The sequence below is a fragment of the Micromonospora sp. NPDC047620 genome, assembly GCF_043205005.1.
Taxonomy (GTDB): Bacteria; Actinomycetota; Actinomycetes; order Mycobacteriales; family Micromonosporaceae; genus Micromonospora.
The window spans coordinates 103,272-118,055 of the sequence record NZ_JBIDDG010000023.1 but is presented as its reverse complement, the minus strand read 5'-3'; the positions used below and the strand labels follow the sequence as shown (position 1 = coordinate 118,055).

Annotated in this window: 13 protein-coding genes and 1 pseudogene; 8 read left to right on the top strand and 6 right to left on the bottom strand. The window is 69.9% G+C overall.

What is annotated here, in order from left to right; all coding sequences use genetic code 11:
• Positions 1-246: 246 nt before the first annotated feature.
• From ACGF5C_RS25305 to ACGF5C_RS25290, 4 genes are all read left to right on the top strand, one after another.
• Complete coding sequence (locus ACGF5C_RS25305) at positions 247-561, top strand: hypothetical protein (protein ID WP_393305433.1); 315 nt, start codon at positions 247-249, stop codon at positions 559-561.
• 765 nt (positions 562-1,326) lie between these two features.
• Positions 1,327-1,578: a hypothetical protein gene (locus ACGF5C_RS25300; RefSeq protein ID WP_393305431.1), complete on the top strand. Its 252-nt coding sequence runs from the start codon at positions 1,327-1,329 to the stop codon at positions 1,576-1,578.
• A 288-nt stretch (positions 1,579-1,866) separates the two neighbouring features.
• Positions 1,867-2,346 carry a hypothetical protein gene (locus ACGF5C_RS25295; RefSeq protein WP_393305429.1) on the top strand — a complete coding sequence of 160 codons (480 nt, stop codon included), beginning with the start codon at positions 1,867-1,869 and terminating at the stop codon, positions 2,344-2,346.
• Positions 2,347-2,524: 178 nt separating this feature from the next.
• The gene (locus ACGF5C_RS25290; protein ID WP_393305443.1) at positions 2,525-3,001 is read left to right on the top strand and encodes a hypothetical protein; all 477 of its coding nucleotides are present in this window, start codon (positions 2,525-2,527) and stop codon (positions 2,999-3,001) included.
• Between the two features lie 4 nt (positions 3,002-3,005).
• Here ACGF5C_RS25290 and ACGF5C_RS25285 read toward each other — a convergent pair.
• From ACGF5C_RS25285 to ACGF5C_RS25270, 4 genes and pseudogenes are all read right to left on the bottom strand, one after another.
• A pseudogene (locus tag ACGF5C_RS25285) lies at positions 3,006-3,314 on the bottom strand (hypothetical protein); the annotation flags it as partial.
• Positions 3,311-5,080: a thiamine pyrophosphate-dependent enzyme gene (locus tag ACGF5C_RS25280; RefSeq protein ID WP_393305426.1), complete on the bottom strand. Its 1,770-nt coding sequence runs from the start codon at positions 5,078-5,080 to the stop codon at positions 3,311-3,313. The gene ACGF5C_RS25280 and the pseudogene ACGF5C_RS25285, both read right to left, overlap by 4 nt.
• A gap of 243 nt (positions 5,081-5,323) precedes the next feature.
• A complete protein-coding gene (locus tag ACGF5C_RS25275) occupies positions 5,324-5,503 on the bottom strand; it encodes an MYXO-CTERM sorting domain-containing protein (protein ID WP_393305423.1) in 180 nt (59 codons plus the stop codon).
• Positions 5,504-5,715: 212 nt separating this feature from the next.
• Entirely contained in the window at positions 5,716-6,156 is a 441-nt protein-coding gene (locus ACGF5C_RS25270; RefSeq protein ID WP_393305421.1) for a phage holin family protein, read from the bottom strand.
• Positions 6,157-6,858: 702 nt separating this feature from the next.
• Here ACGF5C_RS25270 and ACGF5C_RS25265 point away from each other — a divergent pair.
• Complete coding sequence (locus ACGF5C_RS25265) at positions 6,859-7,344, top strand: hypothetical protein (protein WP_393305419.1); 486 nt, start codon at positions 6,859-6,861, stop codon at positions 7,342-7,344.
• Between the two features lie 303 nt (positions 7,345-7,647).
• On the opposite strand, the gene ACGF5C_RS25260 is transcribed toward ACGF5C_RS25265, so the two are convergent.
• On the bottom strand, positions 7,648-8,208 hold the full coding sequence (locus tag ACGF5C_RS25260) for a hypothetical protein (protein WP_393305417.1): 561 nt from the start codon (positions 8,206-8,208) through the stop codon (positions 7,648-7,650).
• Positions 8,209-8,552: 344 nt separating this feature from the next.
• Between ACGF5C_RS25260 and ACGF5C_RS25255 the strand changes: the two genes are divergently transcribed.
• Positions 8,553-9,089, top strand: a complete 537-nt coding sequence (locus ACGF5C_RS25255; protein ID WP_393305415.1) for a tyrosine-type recombinase/integrase — start codon at positions 8,553-8,555, stop codon at positions 9,087-9,089.
• A gap of 111 nt (positions 9,090-9,200) precedes the next feature.
• Here ACGF5C_RS25255 and metH read toward each other — a convergent pair whose 3' ends face one another.
• Positions 9,201-12,716 carry a methionine synthase gene (gene metH, locus ACGF5C_RS25250; RefSeq protein WP_393305413.1) on the bottom strand — a complete coding sequence of 1,172 codons (3,516 nt, stop codon included), beginning with the start codon at positions 12,714-12,716 and terminating at the stop codon, positions 9,201-9,203.
• Positions 12,717-12,978: 262 nt separating this feature from the next.
• Between metH and ACGF5C_RS25245 the strand changes: the two genes are divergently transcribed.
• Positions 12,979-13,848, top strand: coding sequence for a PAC2 family protein (locus ACGF5C_RS25245; protein ID WP_393305411.1), 870 nt, complete (start codon positions 12,979-12,981; stop codon positions 13,846-13,848).
• A 127-nt stretch (positions 13,849-13,975) separates the two neighbouring features.
• Positions 13,976-14,767, top strand: a complete 792-nt coding sequence (locus ACGF5C_RS25240; RefSeq protein WP_393305409.1) for a GntR family transcriptional regulator — start codon at positions 13,976-13,978, stop codon at positions 14,765-14,767.
• Positions 14,768-14,784: the final 17 nt, after the last annotated feature.

Genomic DNA, 14,784 nt, shown 5'->3' with positions numbered 1-14,784 from the left:
CGCGCTGGAAATCGTCATCGAGAGAAGATCCATCCTCGCCCCGGGAGGGCTAACTGCTCTGAACCGCTGGTCTCACCCAACCCTGACACCCAGGGCACTAGCCCGCGCCAACCCGCCCAGAGCCAGTGCTCTGCCCGCTTTGACCCTCGCCTGTTTGTACTTTTCTGACTCGGATGCTCGTGTTCGCCCCTGCGGCAAGCTGCGGCCCTCGTTGCCACCGCCACGAACAGACGGCAAGATTTGCCAATGCCTTACGGTGTCCTCCTCCGCTGTGAGGTGGTGGCGTGGGTCGATCACAACTTCCCCGGCTGGGTCCGCGTCCGCCTCGTTGACGCCGACCTCAAGCCTTGGTTCTTCGTCGACAAGGTCCCGATTTTCACCCCTGGCAGGTTGCATGCCGAGACCTCGCTGCCAACGGCGGTCCGCCTCCGGTGCAGGATCGTCGGGCAGGACAGTGACGGCGTGTTCACCGTCTCCACCTCTCCAGATGGTGTCGCCGCTGTGGGCGGACAAGCCTTGTTCCGGGTGACCGAGGCTGCGATCGACCGACACACGGTTTAGGAAGGCGATTCAGGTGGGACGGCTGCTACGGCCTTGACCTGGTCCGTCGGGTCGATCACCTGTCCGGTCCATCAAGATCATTGCACGTACACGTAGCAAGACGGGCATGATGGCGCTGTGTCCCTTCCTCCCTGCCTCAAGGACGCGTTGCGAGGCCTTCGTGCTACTCGGGCTGAACAACCCGCTAGCGACGAGCCATCCGAAGAGCTAGCCCTATGGCGGGAGCGGATGTCGGAGTGCCTGAGCTTCCTTTCTCGGCAACTCCTCTTCGAGTCGGACCGCAACCAGGCTGCCAGTGAGGCGGAAGCCGCGCGAGCAGAGGCCGAGAGTATCCGCCGCTTGCTGAGTTCGTGACTTCGTGGAGAATCACTCGGCCGCACCGTCAGTTTGGAAGATCGTTTTCAACTGCCCCGATCTGTCCGGAACGCCTGTTCAACGATGGTGTCGTCCTGCCCGATCAAGACCGCTGCTGACCGCCTGGGACAGCGGCTACTGGCACGTGGCTGGCACGACTGCGCGGTGTGCGCGCGGCTGTCCGGCGTCGTACGGCTCACCGCCCCCGGCCATCTGGCCGGGGGCGGCTTGCCGTGTCGCCGGCTCTCCGCGTGCCTGGACCCCAGCACCCAACGGCAAGCCGCGAAGCGGCGCGGCATTCGATCGCCCCGCCCTCGACGACGGTCCGGGGCCCGCGATCGTCACGGCCTCATGAGCGGGCCTTGGAGGGCTCCTGCGAGCCCCTCTCGACAGGTAAGCGATCATCCGCTGATGGATCTCAACGACACCGGCGCGGTGAGAAGCCGCGAGGATCTTGCGGCATACGTCCGGGTGCTCGCCCAAGAATCGGCTGCACCTCCGGAGTACTGGGAGAACGTCGACCTCCCCCGCTACCTCGAAGCCATGTCGCGCTGGATCGGCAGCATGGACGGCTGGGCACGCAACCAAGGCCGAGAGCTGCCTGAGCAGCCCACCTGGTCGCTGGTAGCCGACATCCTTCGGGCTGCCTGCGTCTACGAGTAGTAGAGGCCAGGACCGAACCGTGCCGTAGCCAGCCGCGTCGGCCGATGCCGGCCGGAGGCCGCCAGCAGGTCGGCGCGGCTGGCTACGGTGCGCCACGCTTGCGCGGCGCCCTTGTGTGGACCGCTCACCGGTCGAGGCCAGTACGCAGCGTCAGCTTGGGAATCGCACAAGATCGGCTTTAAGCATGCCCTTACGCCTGATCGACGCGCTCTGACGTGGCCTGGCTTGGCCCGCCGTGACACCACCTTGTGGCCCGTGGATGGCCCGCCTGGGCCTACGATCCTGCGCATGAACGCGTCGCGGGTCCTCCTGCTTACCTGCCTCGTCACGCCGCTCCTGGCGGCCTGCGGCGCCGAGCCCTCCGGCCCGGTGGCGGCTGTGCCGGTGACTTACACCTGCTGCGAGGCCCAGGACGTCGACAGGCTGTACCAGCCAGGTCAAACCCTGACTGTGCACTGGACTGTCGAGTCCCCGGGCGAGCCGGGCGCAACCCCACCGCAAGTCGAGCTGACCGCTCGCCTGACGGGTCCGTTCGCCACCGTAGGTGACCTCAAGGATGCGACAGCAGCCACCCCAGCCGTTCCGGGGCTGGTCACCTTCGCGGCCGCACCGGTTCGACCATCCGGCACGCCCGACGAACGACCTGTCAGCACCATCGTGATCGGTCCCGACGCCAAGCCGGGTTACTACAACCTGGTCACCTCCGTGGTCGGCGACAACACGGCGAGCGGCGGGGGCAGCATCGTCCGGGTAGCGCCCAGGCCCTGAGCGTCGGGGCTCGCGTCCCCCGTATGCGCCGGGCGACCTGACCGGCGTGGGGATTAGAAGAAGATCGAAGCGGCCTGGTAGAGGCACTGAGGTCCTACTCAGACCGTCCGTGACTGTCGGGCAGCGTCGGCGCTCGCAGGCGGACTTGGCTGTACGGATGGCTGTACAGTCCCCGCGCATGAGCAACACCAACTCGAAAGACGTTCCTGACGGATTTGGTTCGGCAACCGCTGCGACGTTGGGTCTGGCTACCCGGTTGGCGCACGAGCTGGCCGGCGCAGCAGAGGTGAAGATCGAGAACCCCCAATGGGGCCTAGCTGTGACGATCACGCCGACGAATCCCGACGCTCGGGCCTTCGGATGGGCCGACTTCGGGGAGGAGATCGTTCTGCAAGTTGGCGAGTACGGCGGCAGATGGGAACTTCGCCCGGTGCCCGAGGACCTGGCCTTCCTCGGCGACATGGCCAACTCGGTCGTCGCGGGACGCGTCCGGGAGGTTCTTGCGCGGAAACGCTCCCTCGTCGAGGTGGTGATGCCCGATGGGTCGGTCGAGTCCCATATCGGATACGAGGGCCTAGCTGGCTGCCTTCCGCTGCCCGCCTGGCGTCGCCGGTCCCGCAGCGTTCAATACGCGCCGTACAGTTCATCCTCCTGAGGCTGCCGCGGGAGAGCACCGGCGCGCGGTGGCGGCGGCAGACGGCGACCGCGGCCACCGCCGCCTCGACGGTCCGGGGCACCACCAGGCCGAGCGGCACCTGGCGGTAGTTGGAACCGCCGGTGGCGTACGCGGCCCGTGAGCCGGCGTCGAAGCGCACCTCCCCGTCCACCTCGGCGCGCAGGTCCGCGGCGAGCGCGGCCAGGTCGGCGTGGTACGCCGGCTCGGGCGGCCGCAGGACGGGCCCGGGCAGGGACACCGGCTCCGTGGCCGGAGCTGCCCTCCGTGCCGTGCCCGTGACTCGCCGGGTCATGACCGCAGCTCGTTGATCTTGTCTCGGGCCACGGTGGCGAGGGTGGCGACCTTGTGCGGCTGGCCCCGCAGGAACGCCTCGGTGAAGTGCTTGGCCTGTTCGTACCGGACCTTGCCGGGCATCGGCGGTTCGTCCGGGTTGACGTCACAGTCGACCAGCACCGGGCCCGGATGGGCCAACGCCTCACGGATCGCCTCCGGCACCGCCTTCGGGTCGGTGACCTTCACTCCGTACCCGCCGCAGGCCCGTGCCCACGCGCCGAAGTCGGCCTCGGGCTGCCGGTGCCGCACCGCGTACTCCGGGTAGCCGAGGACGATCTGCTCCCAGAGGATCTGGCCGTACGAGTTGTTGTTGTTGATCACCACCTTGATCGGCAGCTCGTGCCGCACGGCGGTGAGGAACTCGGCCATCAACATCGCGAAGCCGCCGTCGCCGACGAACGCGATGACCTGCCGGCCGGGGAACGCGTGCTGCATGGCGATCGCGTACGGCAGGCCTGGCGCCATGGTGGCCAGGTTGCCCGACAGGTAGAACTCGCGGCCGCCGCGGATGGTCCAGTGCCGCGCCGCCCAGGTGGCGATCGTGCCGGAGTCACAGGTGAGGATGGCGTCCGAGGTGGCGGCCGCGTCGATGCAGCTGATCAGGTACTGCGGGGCGATCGGATCCCGCCCCGGGTCCTGCAGGGCGATCATGTCCGCGTGCCAGGCGTCCCGCGCCTGCTGGTACTTCGTCAGGAAGGACCGGTCCGAGCGGGCCTGGATCATCGGCAGCAGCTGCTGCAACGCCAGCTTCGCGTCCGCGGTCACCGCCGCCTGCACCGGCAGGCGCAGGCCGATCAGGCTCGCGTCGATGTCGATCTGGACCACCTTGGCTTGCCCCGGCGCGGGCAGGTACTTCCCGTACGGGAAAGAGGTGCCCACCATCAGCAGGGTGTCGCACTCCTCCATCAGCTCCTCGCTCGGCTTCGTGCCGAGCAGGCCGAGGCCGCCGGTGGTGAGCGGGTGGTCGTCCGGCACCACCAGCTTGCCGGGCAGGGTCTTGACGATCGGGCTGGCCAGTGCCTCGGCCACCGCGAGCACCTCGTCCCGGGCGTGGCGGGCGCCGACGCCCACCAGCACGGCCACCCTCTTCCCGGCGTTGAGCACCTCCGCCGCCCGGGCCAGGTCGGCCTGCGCCGGCGCCACCGGCGGCTGCGACACCACGGCGCTGCTCGCCGGTGGCACCCCCGGGCTGACGTGCCGGTAGGGGTCCTCGCCGACGGCGGCGACCTGCACGTCGTTGGGAAAGGACAGATGGGCGACGCTGCGCCGCGCCAGGGCGTGCCGGATGGCGATGTCGACCACGCCGGGCACCTGCTGGGGGTTGGTGACCATCAGGTTGTACGCGTCCGCCACGTCCTGGTAGAGCAGCGCCGTGTGTACCTCCTGCTGATAGTGGGAGCCGAGCACGGACGTCTCCTGCATGCCGGTGATGGCGAGCACCGGGACGTGGTCGAGTTTGGCGTCGTAAAGCCCGTTGAGCAGGTGGATGGCGCCCGGCCCGGAGGTGGCGGCGCACACCCCGATCCGGCCGGTGGCCTTGGCGTATCCGGTGGCCATGAAGGCCGCCGCCTCCTCGTGGTGCACCAGCACGAACCGCAGCTTCTCCCGCTGCCGGCGAAAGCCCTCCATCAGGCCGTTGATGCCGTCGCCAGGGAGGCCGAAGACGGTGTCGATGCCCCACTCCACCAGTCGTCGGGCAAGGCCTTCGCCTACGATCTCCTGCACGTCACGCCTCCTGAGTCCGTACCCCCGCGGTCCCGGACGGCTACCCGGCATCCGATCCGCCGCGAGCTACCCGTGACGGATCGCGGCAAACGTCCGACCTGAGGTTCTGGCAGAGCGGCGGTGACAGGCGAGGGTGACCCTGCGACGTTTCCTGACCGTCGCATCGGGCCATCCGGCGGCCGCCGAGATCACCCGGCTGCTCGCTCCCGCTCGTAAGCTGCGGGCGCTCCGGCCCGCGACCGCTCAGCCGCGGCGGCGGCGCGAGATCAGCAGGCCGAGGAACAGACCCGCCAGGACCAGGGCGATCGGCTTACCGGAGACCGACGACTTCAGCTGGCCGAGTCCTCTCCTGGGGTCGACGAGGGTGCCCGCGGCGTCACCAATAGTTCCGACGATCGCGTCGTCGATCCGGCTCCGTTTCATCGCCCACCGTCCATTCCTGTGTGCGGCCCCCGCATCCTGCCGGCGGTACCGACGCTCCGCCCGGCAAACGATGGGTGAGAACCAGCACTACGGCCGATCCGCTGCGGATCTGGTCACCCGCCCGGACGGTCAGTTGCCGTGGCACGCGGACCGCCACCTGCCGAGCCGCCCTCGGTTCCCGGGCCGCCGTGGCCGCCCATGTCGACGATGTTTCAGCGCCCCAGCTCGTCGCGAACGGCTGAGGAACCGGCCGGCACCACCCGGCCGGCGGTGCTGGACACCGCGTCGCGTACCTCGTCCGCCAGGCGGGCGGATCTCCCGCCCGCCGCACGCAGCTGCTCCAGACCCGTGGCGCCGAGGAACACGGCAGCGGCCAGGTACCCGGCGGTCATCCCGGCAGCCGCCAGCCGTCGCGGCAGGAACGCCTCCAACATGCGCAGCGCGGTCGTCGAGGCCGCCCCGACAGCCAGCACCGCACACCCTCCGGCGGCAGCCAGCAGCACGAAGCCGAGCCCGGCGGGGCGGGCGGCGTCCGCGAGCTGGATGCGTACCGCTCGAACCTCCTCGCGTACCACCTCGGCCACGTCCTCGGCCAGGCGGTCGGTGGGACTGGCTGGTCGGCCGCCATCACCGGGCTGGTTCGCCATGCCCATCGGGCCTCCCCCTCGGCTCGTCTCGGCCCGGTCGAGTACCCCGAAGCAGCTCCCCCATTCGCTCCCGTCCCACAGCGGCGGCTGGGGACCGCGCAGCACGAGCCGGGCGGACGGCAAGCTTGCCGAACCGCGTTGCGACCGCCCGGAACCGCTCCGAGCGGGCATCACGGCGCCGGCGGCCTACCTCGGCCACGCCGACCCACGGCATGATCATGGTCCAGCGCCCCTCCCAGCGAGAAGTGGGTGCCGGTCAGGGCCCATGCCGTCGCTACTTGGCGTTGTATTGATCGAGGGTGAGGGCGTAGTCGATCAACACGGACAAGATGCCGCCTGGGCTGCCCGTTCATTGGGGGTCGGTGGTCAACGTTCGTTGCTCCTGGTCCACCTCTGACGGCCTGGAAACGGCATGATCTTGAGGCTCCCTCGGGCTCCCGACCCCTCGCTTGTAAGCTCTGGGCGCTTCGTACGGCGCGTTCGCGTACGTCTCTGACGTCGGGCGCTGATCCGTCGCAAGCTGGCTTCGGCTCTCACTGTTCGGCCCTGTTGCTGTCGACAGCAACAGAGCCAACTGCTTCGGTGTGAGAGAACGATCGTGGACGCGGAGTCTGCCCGGTCGGCCACCGCTACCTGCGGAGTCGATCCGTCTACGTTCGCGGCGGTGGAAGGTCCTAGAGTGGCCTGCGTGCGGATCAAAGCGTTGCTGTGACGACCACGCTGGCGTTCCTCCTGACCCATGCGGTTGGCTGTGCGCCCTCGGCCCCGCCACCGCAACCTACGAACGCTGACCTAACGGGAACCTGGTGCGGATCCTCCGGCGACCGGATCGCCCTGCGCCAGGACGGGTCGACACGGCTGGATCCAATCTCGGACGCCTACCTTTCGCAGATCTTCCAGGACCTACGGGACACGTGGAGCGACCAGTACATCTGGCGCACCTACTTCGACGGCCGCCGGCCCGCTTCCGCCCAGGGCACGTGGCTGCTCAGTGAAGACGACGACGAATGGTGGGTGCGACTTGACTTCGGGGAACGCAAGGCCACACCGACGCGCGACCATGAATCCCCACAGCGTTACAGATTCGGCGACGCGCTGCTGGTCAGCCACGACGGCAACGGGTTCGAACTGTTGGCCCTCGATGGGATGCCTGACGAGGGATGGTCGAGCCGGTTCACCCCCTGCGTTGATTGAGCGGCGGGGGTCAAACGTCGAAGCAAACCCAGGATCGCCCTAGCGTGACCTGCGGCAAGCTGGTCGGTACCCTGGTCACGCCCGCTCCTGGGCTCACGTCGTTCGTCGTTAATTGCCGACGTTTCATGCTGTCTGTCTTGTGCCCCGTGTTCCTTGACCCCCAGGCAACCAGCACCGCCATGTGAGCTGCTGTTCCCTAGTCCTTGACCTGGCGGCGCGGTCCGCCATCGTCCGTGCGTGTCCAATGGTGTCCGCCCCGATCGTCACTCGGTTAGTCACCCAGCCGGCACCATCATCAAGAAATCAGGAAGCTAGGCTTCGTAGACGGTCTGCGATTACGAAGGCTGCGTCGTCCGGGCCCTGACGCACCCTTGTGCCGGTTATAGCGTCGGCCAAAGCGACCAACTCCTCCGGTGGCAGGCTGTTCACTCCTCGTACGGGCAATTTCACCTGGATTTCTGGGTTCGGAGCAGCGACCAGCAGTGACATGACGCCTCGCCTTGGGTCATCCTCCGTGTCGATATTCGCCGTGGACAGGTCCACCCACCGCGTCCGGAGCCACAGGCGCTCACCGAGCAACGTCCCGTCCAGCCACGCTCCATGCGAGATCACAGCAACCATTGCCAAGCTGACCGCTCCTACGATGTAGACACCCAAGAAGCACCAGGCAGAGACGAACAGGTGAGGTAGCAGCGAGCCCCACACGTTGATCGGGCTCTCCGTAAGCGACTCAAAGATCAGGTCAAAGGGCACCCAGAGCAGGAACCCTCCCACGACGACAAACGGCAGACTGAACCCGAACGCCCTGACCTTCCTCGCTGCACCGGCACCCACCGACAGCCGAACCTTCGAACGTCGTCGCATGCCCGCCGATCCTATCTCCGTAGAACCAAAGCACTGTCTGCCGTCGACCCGCCTCCTTGGGAGTAGGCCGCCGCCCGGCCCGCCACGTCAAGCGGACCTTGACGCACGTACGGACGCTGCCGAAGCCGACTGAGTCGGCTCTCGTGTCACGGACCGCGCCCCCGGCGGACACCGCCACAGTGGCGCAGTTGACCCAACCTCGCCCCGCACGGACCCGGCTCCCGGGGGCGGAGCTGGCGACCGGCCCACCCCTCCCCCTCCCAGGCGAGAAGTTGACCTGACCCTGAGCGGCTGTAGAGCCGGCTCCTGGGCGACCAGCACGCCGCCGCGCGGACACCGCCCCCGTGCTTGGGGCTTGCCGCACGGACCCGGCACGCGCCCTCTGTGCGCCGCGCTGCTCGGGCGCGGCACGGCCGGCTGCCGGCGACGCACCTCCACCACTCTCTGAGCCACCCCCGCCCAAGGGCGGCAAGACACGGGAGGTTCCCCTCCCCGCCTCGGTAGCTCGCCGCCTCGCACCACGCCAAGCGATACGTGCCCGTCGAGGTCACCTTGCCTTGGGGAACTCTGACCGGTGCCCCATCACAGTCACCCTCTATCTGACCACCGTTGACGGCCTGCCGCTCAGCCGCTCGAAGTTCAACCCCGGCGTCTGGAAGCCTGCGATCCGGGCCACGGACATCCCCGACCACCGACGCAACGGGATGCACGTTCTACGCCACACCTACGCCTCGGTCCTCCTGGACGCCGGGGAGAGCATCAAGGCCCTGTCGACCTACCTCGGCCACGCCGACCTGGGATTCATCCTGCGGACCTACACGCATCTCCTGCCGACCAGCGAGGACCGCACGCGCCGAGCCATCGACACCGCGTTCGGTTAGGACTAGGCCGCCGAGGACGGCCCGGAAGCCGTTGACGGCCTGGAGACGGCATGATCATGATTCAGCGGCCTTCCGGACGGCCTGCGACCCAGGTCAATGCACTTGCGTCCGTCACTTGGCGTTGAAGTAGCTCGCCTCCGGGTGGTGCACCACGATCGCGTCCGTGGCCTGCTCCGGCATCAGCTGGAACTCCTCCGACAACTGCACGCCGATCCGTTCCGCGCCCAGCAGCTCCACGATCTTCGCGCGGTCCTCCAGATCCGGACAGGCCGGGTAGCCGAACGCGTACCGGCAGCCCCGGTAGTCGGTGCGCAGCAGCCCCGCCAGGTCGGCCGGGTCGTCGTCGGCCACGGTACGGCCGCCCGGCAGGGTCAGCTCGGCGCGGATCCGCCGGTGCCAGTACTCCGCCAGGGCCTCGGTGAGCTGCACGGACAGCCCGTGCACCTCCAGGTAGTCGCGGTACTCGTTGCGGGCGAACAGCTTGGCGGCGTACTCGCTGACCGGCTGGCCCACGGTGACCAGCTGCAACGCCACCACGTCCAGCTCGTCGCCGCGGGGGCGGAAGAAGTCGGCCAGGCAGAGCCGCCGCTCCTGGCGCTGCCGGGGGAAGGAGAACCGGGCCCGCTCGGCGTGCCCGTTCTCGTCCAGCACCACCAGGTCGTTGCCCTCGGCGTACGCCGGGAAGTAGCCGTACACGACGGCGGCCTCGAGCACCTGGTCGGCGATGAGACGATCCAGCCAGTAGCGCAGCCGCGGCCGACCCTCGGTCTCCACCAGTTCCTCGTAGGACGGTCCCGTGCCGCCCCGCGCGCCGCGCAGCCCCCACTGCCCGAGGAAGGTGGCCCGCTCGTCGAGCAGCGCCGCGTAGTCCGCGAGCGGCACGCCCTTGACGACCCGGGTGCCCAGGAACGGCGGGGCGGGCACCTCGACGTCGGTGGCCACGTCGGAGCGGACCGAGGCGTCGTCCAGCGCCGGCAGCGCCTCGCTGACGATCGCCCGCTGCCGCTCGCGGCGGGCCCGGCGGGCCGCCAGGGCCGCCTCCCGCTCGGCGTCGACCACGGGCGCCCCGCCACGCTTGGCGGTCATCACCCGGTCCATCAGGGACAGCCCCTCGAAGGCGTCCCGCGCGTAGTGCACCTGGCCGGGGAACACCGACCGCAGGTCGTCCTCGACGTACGCCCGGGTCAGCGCCGCCCCGCCCAGCAGCACCGGCCAGCGCTCCGCGACCCCGCGCGAGGCCATCTCGGCCAGGTTCTCCTTCATGATCACGGTGCTCTTGACCAGCAGGCCGGACATGCCGATGGCATCGGCCCGGTGCTGCTCGGCGGCCTCCAGGATCGCGTTGATCGGCTGCTTGATGCCGATGTTGACGACCTCGTAGCCGTTGTTGGACAGGATGATGTCGACCAGGTTCTTGCCGATGTCGTGCACGTCGCCCCGCACGGTGGCCAGCACGATGCGGCCCTTGCCGCCGTCCTCGGCGGTCTCCATGTGCGGCTCCAGGTACGCCACCGCGGTCTTCATCACCTCGGCGGACTGGAGCACGAACGGCAGCTGCATCTGGCCCGAGCCGAACAACTCGCCGACGACCTTCATGCCGTCGAGCAGGATGTCGTTGATGATGGACAGCGGGCTACGCCCCTGCGCCATCGCCGCGTCCAGGTCGGCCTCCAGGCCGTTGCGCTCGCCGTCGATGATCCGCCGCTTGAGCCGCTCCTCCAGCGGCAGCGCGGCCAGTTCCTCCGCCCGGCCGGCCCGCGCCGACGCGGCGTCCACGCCCTCGAAGATCTCGATGAACTTCTGCACCGGGTCGTAGCCCTCGCGGCGCCGGTCGTAGACGAGGTCCAGCGCCACCTCCCGCTGCTCGTCGGGGATCTTGTTGAACGGCAGGATCTTGCTGGCGTGCACGATGGCGCTCGTCAGGCCGGCCTGCTGGCACTCGTGCAGGAAGACCGAGTTGAGCACCTGCCGGGCGGCCGGGTTGAGCCCGAAGGAGACGTTGGAGATGCCGAGGGTGAAGTTGACGCCCGGGTAGCGGCGGGCGATCTCCCGGATCGCCTCGATCGTCTCGATGCCGTCGCGCCGGGTCTCCTCCTGGCCGGTGGCGATCGGGAAGGTCAGCGCGTCGATCAGGATGTCCGCGCGGTCCATCCCCCACCGCCCGGTGAGGTCCTCGATCAGCCGGCCCGCGACCCGCGTCTTCCAGTCGGCGGTCCGCGCCTGCCCCTCCTCGTCGATGAGCAGCGCCACCACGGCCGCTCCGTGCTCCTTGACGATGGGCATCACCCGCGCGTACCGGGATTCCGGCCCGTCCCCGTCCTCGAAGTTGACCGAGTTGACGACGCACCGCCCGCCGAGCATCTCCAGCCCCGCCTCGATCACCGCCGGCTCGGTCGAGTCCAGCATGATCGGCAGGGTGGAGGCGGTGGCGAAGCGGCCGGCGAGTTCCCGCATGTCCTGCGTGCCGTCGCGGCCGACGTAGTCGACGCACAGGTCCAGCAGGTGCGAGCCGTCGCGGGCCTGGCTACGGGCGATCTCCACGCAGGCCCGCCAGTCGCCGGCGAGCATGGCCTCACGGAACGCCTTGGAGCCGTTGGCGTTGGTCCGCTCCCCCACCATCAGCAGGGAGGCGTCCTGGGCGAACGGCACCGGGTGGTAGACCGACGAGACCCCCGCCTCGTGCCGCGGTTCGCGGGGTACGGGGCTCGTGCCGTGCAGGCGCTCGGCCAGGACCCGGATGTGCTCGGGGGTGGTGCCGCAGCAGCCGCCGACCAGCGAGACGCCGTACTCGGTGACGAACCGCTCCAGGGCGTCGGCCAGCTCCACCGGGGTCAGCGGGAAGTATGCCCCGTCTGCGGTCAGCACCGGCAGACCCGCGTTCGGCATCACGGACAGCGGGATCCGGGAGTGCTGGGAGAGGTAGCGCAGGTGCTCGCCCATCTCGGCCGGCCCGGTCGAGCAGTTCAGCCCGATCAGGTCGACCCCCAACGGTTCGATGGCCGCCAGCGCCGCCCCGATCTCGCTGCCCACCAGCATGGTGCCGGTGGTCTCCACGGCGACGTGGCAGATGATCGGGACCGTCCGGCCGAGCCGGGCCATCGCCCGCTTCGAGCCGACCACCGCGGCCTTGACCTGGAGCAGGTCCTGGCAGGTCTCCACGATCAGCGCGTCCGACCCGCCGTCGATCAGGCCCTCGGCGTTCTCCTGGTAGGCGTCGCGCAGGGTCGCGTAGGCGGCGTGCCCGAGGGTGGGCAGCTTGGTGCCCGGGCCGATCGAGCCGAGCACGAACCGGGGCCGCTCCGGCGTGGCGTACGCGTCGGCGGCCGCCCGGGCGATCCGCGCCCCCGCCTCGGAGAGCTCGCGGATGCGGTGCGGGATGTCGTACTCGCCGAGGTTGGCCAGGTTGGACCCGAAGGTGTTGGTCTCGACGCAGTCCGCGCCGGCGGCCAGGTACGCCTCGTGCACCCCGCGGACCACGTCCGGCCTGGTGACGTTGAGGATCTCGTTGCAGCCCTCGTAGCCCTCGAAGTCGTCGAGGGTGAGGTCAGCCGCCTGCAGCATCGTGCCCATGGCGCCGTCGGCGATGAGGATCCGGTCTGCCAGCACGTCGAGCAATGAGGTCCGCACGGGGTTCAGGTTAGTGCCGCCGCGACCCGATGGGTTCCCCCGTGCCTACCTTCCCACATTCTGTCAGCGGGATCACGCCGTCCGGTTCATCGCGGTATGACCGGCCGGCGTCAGGCCCGACCGGCGCGGCCGACGGGCCGCTTCCCGCGCCGGGACGTAGGCTGACGGACGTGAAGGACTACAGCGACAGCACCACGCCCGGCGGGCGGGCGACCGGGTACGGTCCCGGCACCGCCCCCGACGAGCAGGGTGAGGTGACGGCGTGACCGAGTTCGACGGACTGCCGGTGCTGCGGTCCCCCGTGGCGATCGCCGCGTTCGAGGGTTGGAACGACGCCGCCGACGCGTCCACCGCCGCAGTGGAGCACCTGGAGCAGGTGTGGCAGGCCCGCCAGATCACCGAGCTCGACCCGGAGGACTTCTACGACTTCCAGGTCAGCCGCCCCACCATCACGATGGCCGAGGGCGAGACCCGCCGGGTGGAGTGGCCCACCACGCGCTTCATGGTGGCCAGCCCCGAGGGCACCGAACGGGACGTGGTGCTGATCCGGGGCATCGAGCCGAGCATGCGGTGGCGCACCTTCTGCGAGCAGGTGCTGGAGATCTGCCACAGCCTGGAGGTCGAGCGCGTGGTCGTGCTCGGCGCCCTGCTGGCCGACGTGCCGTACACCCGGCCGCTGCCGATCAGCGGCAGCGCCTCCGACGCGGAGGCCGCGCAGCGCTACCAGCTCACCCCCACCCGCTACGACGGCCCGACCGGGATCGTGGGCGTGCTGCACGACGCCTGCAACCGCGCCGAGGTCGACGCGGTGTCGTTCTGGGTGCACGTGCCGCACTACGCCAACAACCCGCCCTGCCCGAAGGCCACCCTGGCCCTGCTGCACCGGGTCGAGGAGGTGCTCGACCTGCCGGTGCCGATGGCCGACCTCGCCGAGGAGGCCGCCGAGTGGGAGCAGCGGGTGCGCAGCGCCGCCGAGCAGGACGCCGAGCTCGGTGAGTACGTGCGCGAGCTGGAGGAACGCGTCGGCGACGCGGGCATCACCCCGCTGACGGGCGACGAGATCGCCCAGGAGTTCGAGAAGTACCTGCGCCGCCGCGGCGGCTCCGCCGGCCCGACCGCCGGCTCCTGGTAACGCCTCTCCCCTGCCTGCCCCGGGCCCCGGACGCATCTCGTCCGGGGCCCTTTTCCGCGTGTCCGGGGTGGCGCCGTCACCACCTCTACGGCATCCTAGGAACCTAGCTGTGATCGAGGAGGCGGGCATGCAGATCAATCCGGGGGCAGCCGAGTTCCCGCACCGGCAGATCGCCGCGCAGCTCAAGGCGCAGATCCGCCGCGGCGACTGGGGGCCGGGCGAGCGGCTGCCGTCCATCCCGGCCATCGCCGAGATGTTCGGCGTGGCGAAGCAGACCGTGCAACGGGCCGTCGACCAGCTGCGGGTCGAGGGCATCTTGATCACCAAGCCCGGCTCCGGGACGTACGTCCGGGGCACGCGGCGCCGGCTCAACCGGCTCTCCCGGGGCCGGTACGGCGGCTTCCGCGGCTACCACACCGACCTGGCCGCCCGGTACCGGCAGCAGCTCGTCTCGGTCGGCCGGGCCCCCGCCCCGCCCGAGGTGGCCGACGCGTTCGGCGTGGCCGACGGCACCGAGCTGCTCTGCCGGCGCCACCTCGTCCGCACCGAGGACTCGCCGGTCGAGGTGGGCGCCTCGTGGTTCCTGCCCGCCGACACCGCCGGCACGTCGCTGGAGCGCGCCGAGGCGTTCGGCCGGCCGCTCTACCAGGAGGCCGAGGAGGCCACCGGCCGGCGGTACGTCTCGGCCACCGACACGATCAGCGCCCGCCAGCCCAGCCGGGAGGAGGCGGAGATCCTCCAGATCCGTCCCGACACCCCGGTGCTGCACCTGCTGCACGTCGCGTACGACGGCCACCGCAAGCCGATCGAGGTCGCCCAGGCGACCTGGCCCGGCCCGGTCACCACGCTGACCGAGGAGTACAAGATCCCCGCGCCCGCCCCCGACCCGGACCCCGACCCGGGCCTGGTCCTGGGCTGACGCCGCCCCTTCCTGCC